Source organism: Bacillus sp. ISL-75 (genome assembly GCF_018613095.1).
Map to the genome: position 1 here is coordinate 1 of NZ_JAGGQX010000063.1, position 17,452 is coordinate 17,452.

Annotated in this window: 20 protein-coding genes; 12 read left to right on the forward strand and 8 right to left on the reverse strand. The window is 36.7% G+C overall.

Features of this window, described 5'->3' with window-relative positions:
* The coding region (locus J7E63_RS23915) for a hypothetical protein (RefSeq protein ID WP_215017122.1) at positions 1-341 on the reverse strand (341 nt) is incomplete at its 3' end.
* 309 nt (positions 342-650) lie between these two features.
* Between J7E63_RS23915 and J7E63_RS23920 the strand changes: the two genes are divergently transcribed.
* From J7E63_RS23920 to J7E63_RS23935, 4 genes are all read left to right on the forward strand, one after another.
* Entirely contained in the window at positions 651-1,721 is a 1,071-nt protein-coding gene (locus J7E63_RS23920) for a CotH kinase family protein (RefSeq protein WP_215017124.1), read from the forward strand.
* Positions 1,722-1,874: 153 nt separating this feature from the next.
* Positions 1,875-2,471, forward strand: a complete 597-nt coding sequence (locus tag J7E63_RS23925; protein ID WP_215017126.1) for a hypothetical protein — start codon at positions 1,875-1,877, stop codon at positions 2,469-2,471.
* 71 nt (positions 2,472-2,542) lie between these two features.
* A complete protein-coding gene (locus J7E63_RS23930) occupies positions 2,543-3,925 on the forward strand; it encodes a hypothetical protein (RefSeq protein ID WP_215017128.1) in 1,383 nt (460 codons plus the stop codon).
* A 187-nt stretch (positions 3,926-4,112) separates the two neighbouring features.
* Positions 4,113-4,790, forward strand: a complete 678-nt coding sequence (locus tag J7E63_RS23935) for a DUF2642 domain-containing protein (protein WP_215017130.1) — start codon at positions 4,113-4,115, stop codon at positions 4,788-4,790.
* A gap of 83 nt (positions 4,791-4,873) precedes the next feature.
* Here J7E63_RS23935 and J7E63_RS23940 read toward each other — a convergent pair whose 3' ends face one another.
* Complete coding sequence (locus tag J7E63_RS23940) at positions 4,874-5,515, reverse strand: phosphatase PAP2 family protein (RefSeq protein WP_215017132.1); 642 nt, start codon at positions 5,513-5,515, stop codon at positions 4,874-4,876.
* Positions 5,516-5,834: 319 nt separating this feature from the next.
* Here J7E63_RS23940 and J7E63_RS23945 point away from each other — a divergent pair, with 319 nt between their 5' ends.
* Both J7E63_RS23945 and J7E63_RS23950 read left to right on the forward strand, forming a co-directional pair.
* On the forward strand, positions 5,835-6,227 hold the full coding sequence (locus tag J7E63_RS23945) for a thiol-disulfide oxidoreductase DCC family protein (protein WP_215017230.1): 393 nt from the start codon (positions 5,835-5,837) through the stop codon (positions 6,225-6,227).
* A gap of 122 nt (positions 6,228-6,349) precedes the next feature.
* Positions 6,350-7,540, forward strand: coding sequence for a M14 family metallopeptidase (locus tag J7E63_RS23950; RefSeq protein ID WP_215017135.1), 1,191 nt, complete (start codon positions 6,350-6,352; stop codon positions 7,538-7,540).
* 45 nt (positions 7,541-7,585) lie between these two features.
* Here J7E63_RS23950 and J7E63_RS23955 read toward each other — a convergent pair whose 3' ends face one another.
* Both J7E63_RS23955 and J7E63_RS23960 read right to left on the reverse strand, forming a co-directional pair.
* Positions 7,586-7,996 carry a VOC family protein gene (locus J7E63_RS23955; protein WP_215017137.1) on the reverse strand — a complete coding sequence of 137 codons (411 nt, stop codon included), beginning with the start codon at positions 7,994-7,996 and terminating at the stop codon, positions 7,586-7,588.
* A 75-nt stretch (positions 7,997-8,071) separates the two neighbouring features.
* On the reverse strand, positions 8,072-8,644 hold the full coding sequence (locus J7E63_RS23960; protein ID WP_215017139.1) for a GNAT family N-acetyltransferase: 573 nt from the start codon (positions 8,642-8,644) through the stop codon (positions 8,072-8,074).
* Positions 8,645-9,063: 419 nt separating this feature from the next.
* Here J7E63_RS23960 and treP point away from each other — a divergent pair, with 419 nt between their 5' ends.
* The 5 genes from treP (at position 9,064) to J7E63_RS23985 (ending at position 14,636) form a co-directional block, all read left to right on the forward strand.
* The gene (treP, locus tag J7E63_RS23965) at positions 9,064-10,488 is read left to right on the forward strand and encodes a PTS system trehalose-specific EIIBC component (RefSeq protein WP_168244124.1); all 1,425 of its coding nucleotides are present in this window, start codon (positions 9,064-9,066) and stop codon (positions 10,486-10,488) included.
* An 85-nt stretch (positions 10,489-10,573) separates the two neighbouring features.
* Positions 10,574-12,241, forward strand: a complete 1,668-nt coding sequence (treC, locus tag J7E63_RS23970; RefSeq protein WP_215017141.1) for an alpha,alpha-phosphotrehalase — start codon at positions 10,574-10,576, stop codon at positions 12,239-12,241.
* A 14-nt stretch (positions 12,242-12,255) separates the two neighbouring features.
* Complete coding sequence (gene treR, locus J7E63_RS23975; protein WP_215017143.1) at positions 12,256-12,969, forward strand: trehalose operon repressor; 714 nt, start codon at positions 12,256-12,258, stop codon at positions 12,967-12,969.
* A 141-nt stretch (positions 12,970-13,110) separates the two neighbouring features.
* On the forward strand, positions 13,111-13,788 hold the full coding sequence (locus J7E63_RS23980; RefSeq protein ID WP_215017145.1) for an SOS response-associated peptidase: 678 nt from the start codon (positions 13,111-13,113) through the stop codon (positions 13,786-13,788).
* A 230-nt stretch (positions 13,789-14,018) separates the two neighbouring features.
* On the forward strand, positions 14,019-14,636 hold the full coding sequence (locus J7E63_RS23985) for an RraA family protein (protein WP_215017147.1): 618 nt from the start codon (positions 14,019-14,021) through the stop codon (positions 14,634-14,636).
* A gap of 48 nt (positions 14,637-14,684) precedes the next feature.
* Here J7E63_RS23985 and J7E63_RS23990 read toward each other — a convergent pair whose 3' ends face one another.
* Positions 14,685-14,909, reverse strand: coding sequence for a BRCT domain-containing protein (locus J7E63_RS23990; protein ID WP_215017149.1), 225 nt, complete (start codon positions 14,907-14,909; stop codon positions 14,685-14,687).
* Positions 14,910-15,039: 130 nt separating this feature from the next.
* Entirely contained in the window at positions 15,040-15,477 is a 438-nt protein-coding gene (locus tag J7E63_RS23995) for a GNAT family N-acetyltransferase (RefSeq protein ID WP_215017151.1), read from the reverse strand.
* Between the two features lie 176 nt (positions 15,478-15,653).
* On the opposite strand from J7E63_RS23995, the gene yyaC reads away from it, so the two are divergent.
* Complete coding sequence (gene yyaC, locus J7E63_RS24000; protein ID WP_215017153.1) at positions 15,654-16,250, forward strand: spore protease YyaC; 597 nt, start codon at positions 15,654-15,656, stop codon at positions 16,248-16,250.
* A gap of 126 nt (positions 16,251-16,376) precedes the next feature.
* On the opposite strand, the gene J7E63_RS24005 is transcribed toward yyaC, so the two are convergent.
* Both J7E63_RS24005 and J7E63_RS24010 read right to left on the reverse strand, forming a co-directional pair.
* Entirely contained in the window at positions 16,377-16,724 is a 348-nt protein-coding gene (locus J7E63_RS24005; protein ID WP_215017155.1) for a c-type cytochrome, read from the reverse strand.
* Positions 16,725-16,989: 265 nt separating this feature from the next.
* Positions 16,990-17,382 (reverse strand): SET domain-containing protein, encoded by a 393-nt coding sequence (locus J7E63_RS24010; RefSeq protein ID WP_142292176.1) that lies wholly within the window; start codon positions 17,380-17,382, stop codon positions 16,990-16,992.
* Positions 17,383-17,452: the final 70 nt, after the last annotated feature.

Genomic DNA, 17,452 nt, shown 5'->3' on the forward strand with positions numbered 1-17,452 from the left:
GCTGCCTGAGCTACCTGAGCTACCTGAGCTACCTGAGCTACCTGAACTTCCGCTTCCACTTTTGCCAGAGCTACCGCTGCCTTTGCTGCCTGAGCTACCTGAGCTTCCTGAGCTTCCGCTGCTTCCGCTACCACTGCTACCCTTGCTACCTTTAGGGCCTTTATGTCCTTTAGGGCCTTTTGGTTTTTTTCCGCTACCAGAGCTACCGCTGCTTCCGCTACCAGAGCTACCGCTGCTTCCGCTACCAGAGCTACCGCTTCCGCTTTTGCCAGAGCTACCACTGCCGCTTTTGCCACTGCCAGAGCTGCCACTGCTGCTTTTGCTGCTACCGCTTTTACCACTGCCAGTAGATCCTGAACTGTCTGAACTTGACTTATTGTTACCTCCCTTTTTACCAACAGGATTATTATCTAGAAACCCAACTACACCATTTTCTTTAGCTTGTGAAAGTAATTGTTCAATATCAAGCTTTAGTACCATTATTCCACCACTTTCTTAACAAATTTTTCTTTTCTATTTCAATTTATGATGATTTTATCCATTTGACATAGACAATCATATATTTTTAAACCATATTTTTTAGAGTTTCTATACACAACCACCCAAGAGAATGCATATATCTAAAAAAAATGTTATTTAGGAGAATTCAAGTGTTAAAATATGAAATTTTGATTAATCCGAAGTGGTTAAAAAAATTGGATAAAGACATTTGGAATGATGAATTAGTCCCTGCAGTATTAAAGATAGGAGAAGATCGTTTTAATGTAAAAATTTCCTATCGAGGCAATGTAATAAGGGATAAGAAAAAAAAATCTTATCGAATTGTCTTTCAAAATCCGTACAAGGTCAATGGTGCACATGAAATTCATCTTAATGCAGAATTTTCAGATGTATCATTAAGTAGAAACAAATTATCGCTGGATTTTTTTGATCGAATCGGAGTCATATCTCCCCACTCCCGGCATGTTCTGCTGAATATCAATGGATATAGTAAGGGCATCTATTTAGAGATTGAATCTTTTGATCAATATCTTCTTGAAAAAAGAAAATTGCCGGATGGTCCGATTATTTATGCCACCAATAATCGAGCCAATTTCTCCTTATTAACTAAGAAAAAGGAAATGAAAAAACGATTAGACCAGGGATATACATTAAAATATGGTGATAAAGAAGATATCCTTGATTTAAAAAACCTTATCGCGATGATTAATGCTCTAAACAATCAAGATTTTGAAAAAGAAATCCCACATGTATTGGATGTCGAGAAATATTTCAGATGGGTCGCTGGAGCTGTTTGTGTCCAAAATTATGACGGGTTTATCCATAATTATGCATTATATAAAAATGGTAAAACCGGACTATATGAAATTACTCCTTGGGATTATGATGGGACATGGGGTAGAAACCTCCATGGCAGAAAACTTGATTATGATTATGTACCATTAACAGGATTTAACACACTTTCAGCAAGACTTTTCCACTTTAACCACTTTAGAAAACAATATAAAGAAATACTTTCAAGTATTTTGGAAAACGACTTCACTCTGGACGTCCAAAAACCAATTATCAATAAATTATTTGATTATTTAAAACCACACATGAGTCTAGATCCCTTTATTAGTTCAAACGCAGCAACATTAGAACAAGAAAAAAAGGTTTATTTTAATTTTATTAAAAAAAGAAGCTCTTACCTTAAAGAAGAATTAGCATTATTCGTATAGATAAGAGGTATATGAATCTAATCATATACCTTTTTTTTGCCTATTTTTACCCAATTCAGTAAAAAAAGGCTCCTTTATTAGTACAACATCATCCCGTGATACATATAGATGCAGTGTAAATGTTTATTTAATTTAAAGGAGGATAATTCTTTTATGGATAGAGAAATGATGGAACAATTTGTTGGCAAAATAATTAAGGTTGACCGGGGTGGTCCAGAATCAAGAAGTGGTAAATTACTGGCAGTATTTGAAGACTTCTTTGCCATCTTAACTGAACACGATGGAGTCGTATATTATAAGACAAATCATGTCAGAAGTATCACAGAAAGTTCAAAAGATGATATGAAGTTTGGATTGAAGGTCCCAAATAAACTTGATTTTAAAACGGCCGAAAACTTTGTGAAGCTTTTAAGAAAAATAAGATTTCAATGGGTGAAAATTAATCGTGGCGGTCCTGAATCATTTGAAGGCGTACTAAGCGAGGTAAACAAACATTTTGCTTCACTGATTGTTAAAGAAGAAGTTGTCCGTGTCTCAATGAAACACATTCGAAACATAAGCTACGGACTGAAAGTGGATAATTCACAAAAAGATGATTCCAATGAATCTAATGGTAATGACAACGACCACAAGAACGACGATAAAGACGATGATAACAAAGATAACAGTAGTAAGAACAGCAGTAGCAAGGACAGCAGTAGTAAGGACAGCAGTAGTAAGAACAGCAGTAAAAAGAACAATGATAAATAAGGATCACGAATAAAAATTTGTCGCTTCTCCACTAGAGGAGCGACCCATTATCTCTTTAAGGAGGATTAAACATGGGGATAGATAAATTTTCAGCTGCATTGGATTTATTAAAAGGCTTTAGTGTAAATCTTTATGTAGGTGAAGAAGTATTTAAAGGAAAACTAATTGGTGTTGAGGCAGACCATGTAGTGCTGGAAACCGAAAATAAATACATTTTTTATTATAACATTGATAAAATTCAAGCAATCACAAAAAATACAAGAGAGTTTCAACCTGAGAAAACAACGGCAAAATTTCTAAAAACACAGAGTTTAACAGATTTACTCCTTTCCTTTCAACATACTTGGGTAACGATATTGACTATCAACAAACAAAGATTTACTGGTGTTTTAAGCGAAATTGATACAGACTTTGTTACTTTAATTAACGGTGATGAACGGATCTTAATAAAATTAACACATGTGTCCAACATCCTCAAAGGTATTATTAAAGAAGAGGCTGTGAAGACGTCTTCATCAAATAAAAACGAAAATAATAATAAAGATTCTGATAATAAAAAAGAATCAAAGGATCGTTCATCTTCTTCCGGTGATAAAGATGACTCAAAGAATCATTCATCTTCCTCCGGTGATAAGAAGGACTCAAAGAATCATTCTTCTTCCGGTGATAAAAAGGACTCAAAGAATCATTCTTCCTCTTCCGGTGATAAAAAGGACTCAAAGAATCATTCATCCTCTTCCGGTGATAAAAAGGATTCAAAGAATCACTCTTCTTCTTCTGGTGATAAAGAGGAATCCCAAAAAAAGAAACAAAAAAATTCGAATAGTAAAGAAAAGTCTGCTAAGAAAAAAGAAGAGACCGTTAAAGAAGAAGTGGTTGAACCTAACAATACAATGGTTTGGTCACAACCAATAAAAATTGAAGCAACAATGGTTAAAACCAGGGATGAGCTCGTTCCAAATAACTTTAAGATTAAGAAATCTCAAACAGACGAAAAAGAATCGTCCAAAAATTCCATTGAAATGAAAAAGTCAAATGATATGAGCACTAAAGATAACAAGTGTGAAGAAGCTAAGTCGACCAAATCAATATCTAGCGAACAATCGAAGGAAATGAAACAAGTAAAAGAAGTAGTTTCTATACAAAATACAGAAAATCAGCCTGCTCCGCCGTATAAATTACTACAGAATGAAACAAAATCAACAAAAAAACAAGAAGAAGCAGAGAAAGTAGTTAAATCAACAACTACACAAAACCAAGCAACTAAGAAAACAGAAGATAATAAACCAAATGATATGAACAATAATAGCAACAATCAGAATGTATGGAAACAAAAGGAGAAAGAGCAAAGAGTTCTTCGTTTTTCCGGTGAACCAATTAAAACTGACAGCAAAATACCTTTCCCGTTTTCCGGATGGCCAAACAGAAACAATCGAACATCAAGATTGAATTAATGAAATCTCATCGTAATAGTGAAAATATATATAAGACCATTCCTTCATATTGCCCCTGTTAAAATCCCCAAAAACCATACAAATATGAGTTGGGCAGTTCTAATCATGTATACATGTTATAAGTAGTTAGTGATATCAGCCCTCCTCTATTTGTAAAATGGGATTACCTAGGAAAGGATGTGAAAAAATGAAGTTGAAAGATAATATTGGAAAATATATCAGACTTGAGATTTCGGGAAAGAAATTCATTAGTGGAGTACTGATTGATGTAGGCAGCGATTTATTGGTCGTTTTTAATGGATATGACTACCTGTACATCCCTGTTATTCATTGCCAAAATTGGCGGTATTTAAAACATGATGAAATTAAAGAAATTGATGAAATTACCCTTAATGACGAACCAACACCCATTTATAATAATAACGAAGAAATTTCACTAAGAAAAACTCTGACAGCTGCTAAAGGTATTTTTACAGAAATATATGTAACAAGCAATCAAGCACTACATGGTTATATCATAAGTATTATGAATAATTATTTTGTTTTCTACTCGCCAATATATAAAACCATGTTTATATCTCTTAACCATTTAAAATGGTTAATTCCATACACAAATAATCAACGTCCATACGGTCTAAGCAACGCAAATCTGCCAGTAAATCCGAGCAATATCACCTTTGCCAGATCGTTTGAGGTTCAAATTGAAAAACTAACTGGAGAATTGATCGTCTTTAATATCGGGGAGAATGAAAATGTTATCGGAAAGGTAAAAGGGATTAAGGATAATTTCGTGGAATTAATCGGTGCAAAAGAAGATCCAGTCTTTATTAATCTTCAACATATTAAAACAATCCATTTGACTTAACTGGTTTATTTTTTCTATAGCTTATTTGTAAACAAGCTTTTAAAACAAAAAACAGAGTGTCTAGAGACACTCTTTTTATTAAACTATTTTTCTTTTACATAAGCAGTTTCCGTTTTTCGAGTAAATGACAATAATTCAAACGCAATTCCGTATAGGAAAGTAACAAGGAACATCGAACCAATCATATCAAATATGACATGCTGTTTAACAAATAGGGTTGAAATGATAATCAAAGTCCCGACAACATGGATACAAACATTGTTAATTAGATGTTTGTTTTTAATATGAAGTGAAGCAAGCATTATAACAAATGTGGTAAGTACATGGATACTCGGAAAACAATTAAACGGGCGATCATTTGCATAAATCCACAAAACAAGATGATTAAAGATATTATTACCTTCAATAGTTGGTCTTGGGACTGTGGTTTGAAAAAAGAAATAAATAACAAAACAAATCAGTTCTGCTACAACAATTAAAATTAACGTTTTAAGGTATACTTTTGTGTCCTTATAACAAAAGTAGATTAAATAACAAAAAATGTAAGCATACCAAAGGATATATGGAATGATAAAGATCGACAAAAACGGGATCGCTTGGTCAATTGACGTACTAATATCGACAGCTCTATGTGAACGGGAATTTAATAATTCATAAATTTTGGCTAGAAGAGGAATCACAAGCAAAAATAGTAAATAGGGAGCTTTTTTTATTAAACTTTTCAATCAAATTCCTCCCTTAATAAATAAAAACCTAATTTTCTAGTTTACTATACAGAAATAGTCGAACACACTCCATGGTACCACAAATACAGTAAAAATAAATGAACTTTCCATACTTCTCTCAAATTTTTTTGGAGTCCATTTTTAGTGTCACTACTTTGGTGTCATCTGTGGTGTCAGGCACCGTTCGTGGACACTTCTCATAGTTTGTCCGTCTCCAATGTACACTTTCCGAATTCCCAAGTGCTTACAAAACTGTCCCAGGATGAAATTATGCTAAACTAAATTACAACACAAACTTAGTTGTGAAGGTGGTGGAATGGTGGACCGTATTATCTTATTTGATGGGGTTTGCAATCTGTGTAATAACAGTGTGAAATTTATAATAAAACGAGACACCTCGGGCTATTTTAAATTTGCCTCACTCCAAGGTGAGACTGGCCAAAGATTATTAAAAAAGCATAGCTTAAACTATGACCTAAATAGTTTCGTCCTAATTGAAAAAGAAAAGGTCTATATAAAATCAAGTGCTGCTCTTCGTGTCTGCAGTCAATTAGGCGGGGCTTGGCGCATATTATCGATGTTCCGCTTCCTCCCTCCACTTTTCAGGGATTTCCTTTACGACATAGTTGCTAAGAATCGTTATAAATGGTTTGGAAAAGAAGAAAGTTGTATCCTCCCTTTGCCAAAATGGAAGCAGAGATTTTTGGACTAAGGGTGAATTGTTTAATACATCGGAAACTGGTAAATGGTGGAAAACACTCTAATTCTAACTAATATTTTATTCCCTATAGCATAGATATTATTAATACTATTTTTTACTGCAGGAGGGTATTTATGGAGGTTGTCGTTAGAAAAGGAGATTCATTATGGCATTACAGCCAGATGTTTCATATAAATTTGCAGCTATTAATTGATTCGAACAGAAATGTCGATCATAATAATCTTTCTGAAGGCCAACGTGTACGATTACCAGGCTTTGCTGCCCAGGATTATCAGATTCGCCCTGGCGATACCCTATGGAGTATTGGTCAACGCAGATCTCTTCCCCTAGAGGCTATTACTTTGGTTAATCCTAACCTGGATGAAAAAAATCTAAATGTAGGTCAAACCATTAAGGTTCCAACTAGGATCACTTGGAGATTAGTGGATAGTGGCCAAAGTTATGATTACATCAAATTGATGAATGATATCAAGAGATTATTAGAGGTTTATCCGTTTATGCAGATACCTGTGATTGGTAAGACAGTTCTTGGGAAAAAAATTCCAGAGATCATCATCGGAACGGGTGAAAAAAGAGTTCATTATAATGGATCATTTCATGCCAATGAATGGATAACCACATCAATCATCATGACCTTTTTAAATGATTATTTATTAGCCCTGACAAATCATAATCTGATCCGTGGACTACCCATGTTTCCACTTTACCAACAAAGCATTTTATCTATTGTCCCAATGGTAAATCCAGATGGAGTAGACCTCGTTCTACATGGCCCCCCAGAAATCGAAAATTGGAATAAAAGAGTGGTTGATTTCAATAAGGGCAGTACAGATTTTACGGACTGGAAAGCTAATATTCGAGGGGTTGACCTAAATGACCAATTCCCGGCTAGATGGGAATTAGAAAAGGCAAGGAATCAGACTGAGCCTGGACCAAGAGATTTTGTCGGTGAAAAACCTTTATCAGAGCCTGAAGCAATGGCAATGGCGAAACTAATAAAAAAACGAGATTTTGTAAGAGTTCTAGCCTTTCATACACAAGGTGAGGTCATCTACTGGGGTTTTGAAAATCTTGAACCTCCTGAATCAGAGGACATTGTGAAAGAATTTAGCCGAGTAAGTGGTTACGAGCCTATCAAAACGATCGAGAGCTATGCCGGTTGCAAGGATTGGTTTATTCAAGATTGGAAACGACCAGGATTTACGATTGAACTCGGCCGAGGAATAAATCCACTTCCATTGTCACAATTTGATGAGATCTATCAAAAATCACTGGGAATTTTCTTGGCGGGACTTTATATGTAAAAAAGGAGGCCGAAAAACACCTGCCTCCTTTCCCTCTAAATAAAATTAGGCTTTTGTATAATTAAGATCCCAAATTACACCAAAGGCATCTTTTACCTTCGCATATTTTGCTCCCCAAAAAGTATCTTGCAGCTCCATATAAACCGTTCCTTTTTGACTAAGAGTATCATATATCCCACGGATTTCATCTTCGCTTTCGAATTCCAGTGTTAATGAAATATTACTCCCTACTATGACAGAATTCCCCGGAAACGCGTCTGAGGCCATTAGGAAAAGATCATCCTTTTTAAATTGAGCATGGATTACACGATCATGCGCCTCTGGCGGTGTCGGATAGTCTGCCTCACCATAGGTTTGAAGATTTGATATTTCGCCGCCGAATACTTCACGGTAGTACTCTAATGCCTCTTTTGCATTTCCATCGAACATTAAGTATGGTGTCGCTTGACCCTTCATTTATAACACTCCCTTTTGATTAACATCAATATTATTTACTCCACTTACCGCAACAAGACCTGCTTTTCCTAAAAATTAATTTTTATTTCCTCCGACTTCTGATCCCTGATAAGATGCCTTATGAAACTTTTCAATTAACTTAAACAGTTCCTCACCCTTTTCAGGCAAGTTGGTGTCAGGCACCATATTCAAAAACATAGCTCGGTAAGATTCGGGCACCCATTTGTAATCATGTATGTAATCAGTTAAGGTAAAACCGCACTTTTTCCAAAAACGATTCCTTGAAAGTGTCTCAGGCGTTTCTTCGGATTCAACTTCAATCAACAGACTTTTCATATTTCCTTTGGTCATTGACCATTCTTGAATATACTTCATCATTTTCATGCCTATCCCACGATGCTGCCATTTGTGGTGGACAGCCAAATAATCAATTAGCAGTCCCTGCGCTCCTTCCAACTTCCCGGTCAATGCCATCGCCACTATTTGACCTTCTTCAACTCCTATATGTAGGAAACAAAGCTGTTTCTGAAACATATTCCGAATGATCTTCTCCGGCTTCGCTCCTTTCCCATCGAAAGCTTGATGGTAAATAGGACTCACCTGTTTCCAAAGTTTTTCATCCCATTGATTTATTGTTTGAAATTCCAAGGCAGTTTGCCTCCTACTTTTTTCTTTTATTACCAAAATACCCAGTAAGGAAGATTTTTATAAAAAAAAGGACCTTTGAAATAAAATCAAAGGTCCAAATGAGAACTTGGTGGTCTAGGCCAAGTCCTTAATTAGGAGGTCTAAACTCAGAAGAATTTAAACATCTTTATATTACCATTTTCAAAATTTTCTTTCAATCATTATTCCTTTAAAGTGTAAAAGTTTCTGCAATGTTATAAAAATAAAATTTTTCCTTGTTGACATACCTGTATATACAAGTTAGAATGAAATCGTAATCATAACTTGTATATACAAGCAACGATCGTTTATGAAAACGTACCCATTGACTGTATATAGAGTGATAAAAAAATAGAGGATAGAAACTGGGGACATGCCCATTCAAACAGGGGGAAAGACAAATGACGAAGTACACAGATCCTTCAAATGATCTATTAAAACACATTGGCGGTAAAGAAAACATTGCAGCCGTTACCCATTGTGTTACAAGAATGCGGTTCGTTTTAAACGATCCAAGCAAAGCGGATATTAAAGAAATCGAGTCCATTAAGCTTGTAAAAGGTACATTTACCCAAGCCGGACAATTCCAAGTCATCATTGGGAATGAAGTATCTAGCTTTTATAATGAATTTGTAAAAATTGCTGGTGTGGATGGAACTTCTAAAGAAGAAGCAAAAGAAGCAGCCAAACAGAATATGAACTGGCTGCAACGAATGATGGCCCACCTAGCCGAAATCTTTACCCCATTAATTCCTGCACTAGTTGTCGGAGGTTTAATCCTCGGCTTTAGAAACATCATCGGTGATATCAAATTACTTGATAATGGAACAAAGTCCATCATCGAGGTTTCACAGTTCTGGGCAGGTGTTCATTCCTTCCTATGGTTGATTGGTGAAGCAGTATTCCACTTCCTTCCAGTCGGAATTACCTGGTCGGTTACGAAAAAAATGGGCGGCTCACAAATCCTAGGTATCGTCCTTGGTATTACCCTCGTTTCTCCGCAATTGCTTAATGCCTATGCTGTAGCAGGTGCAAAGGATATTCCTGTCTGGGATTTCGGTTTTGCAAAAATTGAAATGATTGGTTACCAAGCACAAGTAATTCCTGCAATTTTAGCTGGATTAGTGCTTGCTTTCTTAGAAACTAGATTACGTAAAATTGTTCCAAATTCCATTTCCATGATTGTCGTTCCATTCTTAGCGTTAATTCCTACTGTTTTAATCGCTCATACTGTTTTAGGCCCTATCGGCTGGAGCATCGGTTCTGGAATTTCTCATGTAGTGTATTCAAGCTTAACCTCTTCATTTGGCTGGGTATTTGCGGCAATCTTCGGGTTCGCATATGCACCACTTGTTATTACAGGGTTGCACCACATGACGAATGCGATTGACTTACAATTAATGAGTGAACTTGGCGGAACAAACCTATGGCCAATGATTGCACTATCTAATATTGCCCAAGGTTCAGCTGTACTTGCGATGATCTTTATCAATCGTAAAAATGAAGAAGAAAAACAAGTATCGATTCCAGCAGCCATCTCTTGTTACCTTGGAGTAACAGAGCCAGCAATGTTCGGGATTAACTTAAAGTATGGCTTCCCATTCCTTGCTGCGATGATTGGTTCCATGATTGCAGGTGTTGTCTCCGTTGGTAGCCACGTTATGGCTAACTCAATCGGTGTCGGTGGTCTACCAGGCTTCCTTTCCATCCAAGGTCAGCACATGACGATGTTTGCCATATCAATGGTTGTAGCCATTGTCGTTCCATTCCTACTAACAATTGTTTTTGCTAAAACACGCATGAATAAATTTTCTTTTAAAAAATAAAAGCTAAATCACATATTTAGGAGGGAGACATGCTCCCTCCTTTTCTCCATTAAATTACTTAATCGAAAATAGGCAGGTGTTTGAAATGTCAAATGAATGGTGGAAAAAAGCAGTCGTCTATCAAATCTATCCAAAAAGCTTTCATGATACGACTGGAAATGGAACTGGAGATATTCAAGGCATTATTGAAAAATTAGACTATCTAAAAGAACTCGGTGTAGAAGTCCTTTGGCTTACTCCCATCTATAAATCTCCTCAAAGAGATAATGGTTATGATATCAGCGATTACTACGCAATTCATGAAGATTATGGAACGATGGATGACTTTGATAGGTTACTAGCAGAAGCACACAAACGCGGCTTAAAAATCATCATGGATATTGTTATTAATCACACATCAACAGAACATGAATGGTTTAAACAAGCACGCACCTCTCGAGATAATCCTTACCGTGACTTCTACATCTGGAAGGACGGCAAGCACGGTGAGACGCCGACAAACTGGGAATCTAAATTTGGTGGTTCGGCATGGGAATATGATGAGACAACTGAACAGTATTACTTACATTTATTCGATGTGACCCAAGCAGATTTAAACTGGGAAAATGAAAAGGTCCGTGCAGCTTTATACGAAATGATGCACTTTTGGTTAAAAAAAGGTGTGGATGGCTTCCGTCTCGATGTTATCAATTTAATTTCCAAAGACCAGAATTTCCCTCAGGATGACAGCGACGGCCGGAAATTTTATACCGATGGACCAAGAATCCATGAATTTTTACATGAAATGAACGAACAAGTTTTTTCAAAATACGATATTATGACGGTCGGTGAAATGTCATCTACATCAATTGATAACTGCATTAAATACACGAACCCAACCCAAGAAGAATTAAACATGACATTTAGCTTCCATCATTTAAAAGTCGACTATCCCAATGGTGATAAATGGACTAAAGCGGACTTTGATTTTCATACCTTAAAACAGATTTTATCTAATTGGCAGGTTGGAATGAATCAAGGCGGCGGCTGGAATGCCCTCTTCTGGTGTAATCATGACCAGCCACGAGTCGTGTCCCGTTTCGGCGATGATCAAAAATATCATAAAGAATCGGCTAAAATGCTGGCCACCACCCTTCATATGATGCAGGGAACCCCTTATATTTATCAGGGCGAAGAATTTGGGATGACCAATCCTAACTTCAACTCCATTGATGAATATCGAGATGTAGAGTCCTTAAATATTTTTAACATCAAGAAAAATGAGGGTATGGACCAACATGAGATTATTGACATCCTAAAACAAAAATCCCGTGACAATTCAAGAACGCCAGTCCAATGGAATGCAAATGAAAACGCAGGCTTCACAAGCGGGACTTCTTGGATTCAAACGGCAAGTAATTTCCAGGAAATCAATGCGGAGCAGGCACTTAAAGATTCAGACTCTATCTTTTTCCACTATCAAAAACTTATACAAATACGAAAAAAGTATGATGTGATTACAGATGGAAAATATCTCCCTATTTCTAATGAAGATGATGCTATATTTGCATATGTTAGAACAAGTGGCTCTGAAAAATTACTAGTGATCAACAATTTTTACGATAAAGAGAAAGCATTCGTTCTCCCTGCTGATTTACATCTTGATGAGTATGATAGTGAGATGTTACTCTCTAATTATGAGGATTCGACACCAAATGGCCCGGAAATCTCCTTGCGGCCATATGAATCGATTGTGTATTACCTGAAAAGATGAACGGAGATGTCATAATGACGAACAAGTACCTAACGATCTACAACATTATTGTCGAGCAAATAAAAAGTGGAGAAATTCCGCCACAAACGCTTCTTCCCTCTGAGAACGAATTAAAAGATCAATTCGATACATCGAGAGAAACGATTAGAAAGGCGTTAAATTTGCTTTCGCAAAATGGCTATATCCAAAAAGTTAGAGGAAAAGGTTCGATCGTGATCGACATCAGCAAATTTGATTTTCCTGTTTCGGGGCTGGTTAGTTTTAAAGAACTGGCAAATAAAATGGGCAGTAAACCAAAAACGATTGTGAACGAGCTCTCGTTAATCAAACCCGATGGTTTTGTCAGGCAGCAGCTACAACTGGGAAGTAAGGACCTGGTATGGAAGGTAGTTCGTACAAGGGAAATGGGCGGGGAGAAAATCATTTTAGATAAAGATTTTTTATCTAAAAAGCATGTTCCTTCCCTAACAGAAGAAATTTGTGCGGATTCCATTTACCAATATATTGAAAATCAATTAAACCTTACCATTAGTTTTGCCAAAAAAGAAATTGTCGTGGAAGAACCTTCATTCGAGGATCGGTCCCTATTAGACCTTGAAGGTTTTCACAATGTAGTCGTCATAAAAAACTATGTTTATTTAGATGATGCCACCCTCTTTCAATATACGGAATCAAGGCATCGGCCTGATAAATTTCGGTTTGTAGATTTTGCTCGCAGATCCCATTGATTTCAGTAAGGAGACCTCCAATCCAATTTCGGGGGTCTCCTTTTTTTTACTTTACGTCATATTTAGAGTTTCGTATTAAAAGGATTTTGTCCATGATGTTTGTTACAATAGACGTAACCAAAATCTTGAGGTGAAAATAGTATGTGCGGCAGATTCACGTTAACAGCTACGTTCGAGGAAATCATTGATCGTTTCGATATTATATCTTTTCTTGAAGAAGAAAATTATGCTCCGAGTTATAATATTGCTCCATCTCAGGCCGTCCTTGCCGTGATTAACGACGGCAAGTCAAATCGGATGGGATTTTTAAAATGGGGCTTGGTCCCGCCCTGGGCAAAGGATGCATCCATTTGCCATAAGATGATTAATGCCCGAGCAGAAACATTATCGGAAAAGCCAAGCTTCCGAACAGCCTTCAAAAAGAAGCGTTGCTTAGTCGTTGCCGATAGTTTTTATGAATGGAAACGACATGAAGATAAAAGTAAAACCCCGATGCGAATTAAACTAAAATCCGATGATCTGTTTGCCATGGCAGGCATTTGGGAGTCTTGGAAATCACCTGAAGGAAAAACTCTCTATACTTGTTCTGTGATAACAACCGAACCCAATGAACTAATGAAAGATATTCATGATCGGATGCCCGTTATTTTGAAGCCAGACGATGAAAAAACATGGCTGGATCCATCCGTCTCTGATACCAATGATTTAAAAAAACTACTTATCCCCTTTGATGAAAACTTAATGGAGACTTACGAAGTATCCTCCTTAGTAAACTCACCGAGAAATAACAACATTGAGCTTATTCAAAAAATTTGTTAGTCCTTTTTAAAAAAATAGGCTTAAATTATTAAAAATATTTTTTCCATATGGACATGTTTACTACATGCACGTCCAAGGTTTTACATATCATGTATTAACCCATAAAAGTTTTCCTTCTTTAGAAAGTGGTAATCGGCCACTTTCTTTTTTTTGTGGAAAAAAATGGGCAAAGTGCAGCTACCCGAGCTATAATGGCGGTAAGGAGATTAAAAAATGAGAGGAGATTTCCTATGGACCAACTGGTAAAAAAATTCTATGACCTTCCTACAACCTGTGTATCCGATGCGATGGATGGCTTAAATAACCTCCACCCTGCGATTAAACCTCTAAAAGAAGAATATAAGCTTACTGGAAGAGCTTTAACGGTGAAGATTCCTGTCGGTGATAATCTTGCCGTCCTAAAGGCAATCCGTGCGTCAAAACCAGGGGATATTTTAGTTATTGATGCTAAAGGAGATCCATATCGTGCCATTGCTGGTGATTTTGTTATTGGCATGGCTCAAACACTTGGAGTCGGTGGCATCGTAGTTGATGGTGTCATTCGTGATATTGTTGGAATCAAGGGCTTGAACTTCCCCGTCTTCTCGAGGGGCACTACCGTTGCAGCAAGTGGTAAAGCAGGAGTTGGAGAGATTAATATCCCGATTTCATGCGGCGGAATGACAGTATATCCAGGCGATATCATTGTTGGGGACGCGGACGGCGTCGTGGTCATTCCACAAATGGTCGAACAAGCTGTATTGGAAAAGTCCCTCGAAAAATTAAAAAACGATCAGATTAGAGAAGAGCGTATAGCTGGTAATCGTGAGGCTATTATGAAACATTTAGATGAACTCATTAATAGGTAAAAAACTAACAACCCCCTTTTCCATACGGAATTGGGGTTAGCTATTATCTTATTCGCTCCCTTTCGTGTCCCACCATTCCCGAACCTCAAAAATGCCGATGACTTCATTTTTTGCTTTTTCAAAAACCTCTACCGTTTCGTTAGTGGAATAAGAGAAAATATAGTGGGTGGATGATTCGCCCATTATTCGAAAGGAACTGATTTCCCCATCTTTCATTTCAACCATATACACTTTTCCGGTCAAAACACCATTTGCTTCGGCTAAATTTTTCATGAATGATCATCTCCTTACATTACTTTACTCTCAGATTAGCAGATTACATGCTTCATAATATGAAAGAAATTCGAAAAAATAACGAATATTAGTAATACTTTTGGAGATAACAAACACCTAACTTATTTTTTCAAATAGAGAAATAATAAAAATAATTCGATTCCCTTTCAAAACCAATTTTTTCATAAAGACGTTGGGCTGTACTATTTTCCTTACCTGTCTCAAGCAAAATCCCTTTTGCTCCTGTTTCCTCTGCAAACAAAATCGCCTTATGTATTAATTTTTCCCCAGCACCTTTTCCGCGGAATTGTTCCTTTACATATAAATCATTTAATACCCATGATCGCACCATGCTAACAGAAGAAAAGGATGGATATAACTGAACAAAACCAACGGGATGTTCTCCATCAACAGCCATAAACACAACGGATTCGTCGTTCATTATTCTAGCTTTTAAAAACTCTCGTGCGCCCTCTAAGTCGGACGTTTGCTCATAAAATACCCGATATAAATCAAACAATACCGTCAACGATTCGAGATCATTAATAGTTGCTTTTTGGATAATCAATTTTTATTTCCTCCTAGTTAAGATCAGTTTATTAATCTACGAGATTGAGTGAAATTCACAATATTACAGAAGGAATATCTTAAGTAAATGCAGAATATTAAAACATTATTATTGAACCACGATATTTGGTCGTTTGTTCAACTCTGTAGAATAATTTTGCTTGGGGGTAAATAGACATGAACGTTTCTTTAGACGTAAGGCACGCTTTGTCTGAAAGAATTATTCCTTTTAATGATAGGCTAGCACCACTTTTCATTCGAGACAGCTTACATTCTCTCATTCCGGAAGGCACAGAACATATTTACGTAATAGGGATTGGTTCAAATGTCATAAGTGGTGACAGTCTAGGTCCATTTGTGGGTACCTTACTACATAATCTATACCCCAAACACTTATCAGTAATCGGAAACCTTGAATCTCCCTTAGATGCACAAACGCTTATCCCACAGGTTTCTCGGACCCTGCCCCAAAAAAGTTTTGTCATTGCCATTGATAGTGTTCTAGGGTCTGAAAGAATCGTTAACACTATTGTTGTTCGTAACGGTTCATTGTTGCCTGGGGCGGGGTTAGGAAAAAAACTTCCTCCGATGGGAGATTGCAGCATTATGGGGGTTGTCCTGGAAAATGATCCACGATTGGAATGCTCTCTCCTTTCCACGAATCTGCATCTTATTTACACTATGGCAACAAATATTGCCAAAGGGATATCACTAGCTGTGAGGCAATATTATAAATATCCTTCGCTCCATCCAATTTTGCATAATTGCTGGTAATGGATGAGGTAGATTTAGTGACCCTTCTTATAATACCAGATATTTCAATTAATTGAAACGAACCAATTCAAGAGAGAATAAAAAATGGCCCGGAGGTTCCTCCGGACTACTATCTTCCTTCATTTACTATTCCTTTTGATCCCATAAATAATTAACAACGGCATCATATTGTTCTTTTGATAATGAACCTGGAGCGGACTTAGGCATTTTCTTTTCAACAAAACTATAAAGATCCTCTTTCTTTTGAAAATCGGCATGAATTTTCGTTGAATCCAGTTTTACTTGACCACCAGTAATGTCACCTGAACTATGGCATGTAATACAGCTTTTTTGAAAGATGTCATCCCCTGCAATCGTGCTAGCGGTTTCACTTGCTGGTTTACTAGACGGTTCTTTCGATGTGTCATCATCATTACAGGCACTCAATAAACCAATCATTAAAATAAATAATCCCAAACCAAAAATCCTTTTCAAGCTTTCACCCCTTTTTTGGTTTCCTTGGGATTGCCTTTATATTGGAAATAGAGGCCTACTGGCAATCTCAGTGGTAAAAATAAACATGCCCTATGACATATTATTTCTAAAGTCCTATGATTATTCCTTCATAAATACTTTGGTTAAGTAACTTAATTTTCTATTTGGATTCCACTGTACGACTTTTTATGACTGAGTGATTTTTTTTGCAAAGAAAAAAGGACAGATAAAGCAGATAACCTGCCTTAATCTATCCTTTTTTCATTTATTCACTTTCGGATTCATCTTTATTAAACCAAAGTGGATCATTATTATCCTCTTCACCATTATAGTTAATAAGGATTTCTTCCCCTGCTTTGATATCCTTGTACGCGTAAAAATCAAATGTGTGATTCGGGAAGTTAATTTCATATGTAGCATTGGGCTCATAAGAATGGTTAAACAACATCCCGTATCCTAAAAGAAGTGCGGTGTGGTTAATCCCATATTCAAATGCATAATCAGCAAGCAGTGTTTTCTCTATATGAACATGCTCCTCATTAGGATAAGGAATAACGGGTGCTTCATGGATCAGCTCACCTTTTGCAATATCACGAGTCGCAAATACCCCTCTATTTAATTCCCCATCACTAAGCTTCGAAGTCTTAATCTCAATCATCTTAATCACCTATTTGTACTTTCCATTAAAGTTTTTAATCATAATATAGCTTGCCATTATCTACAGAAGA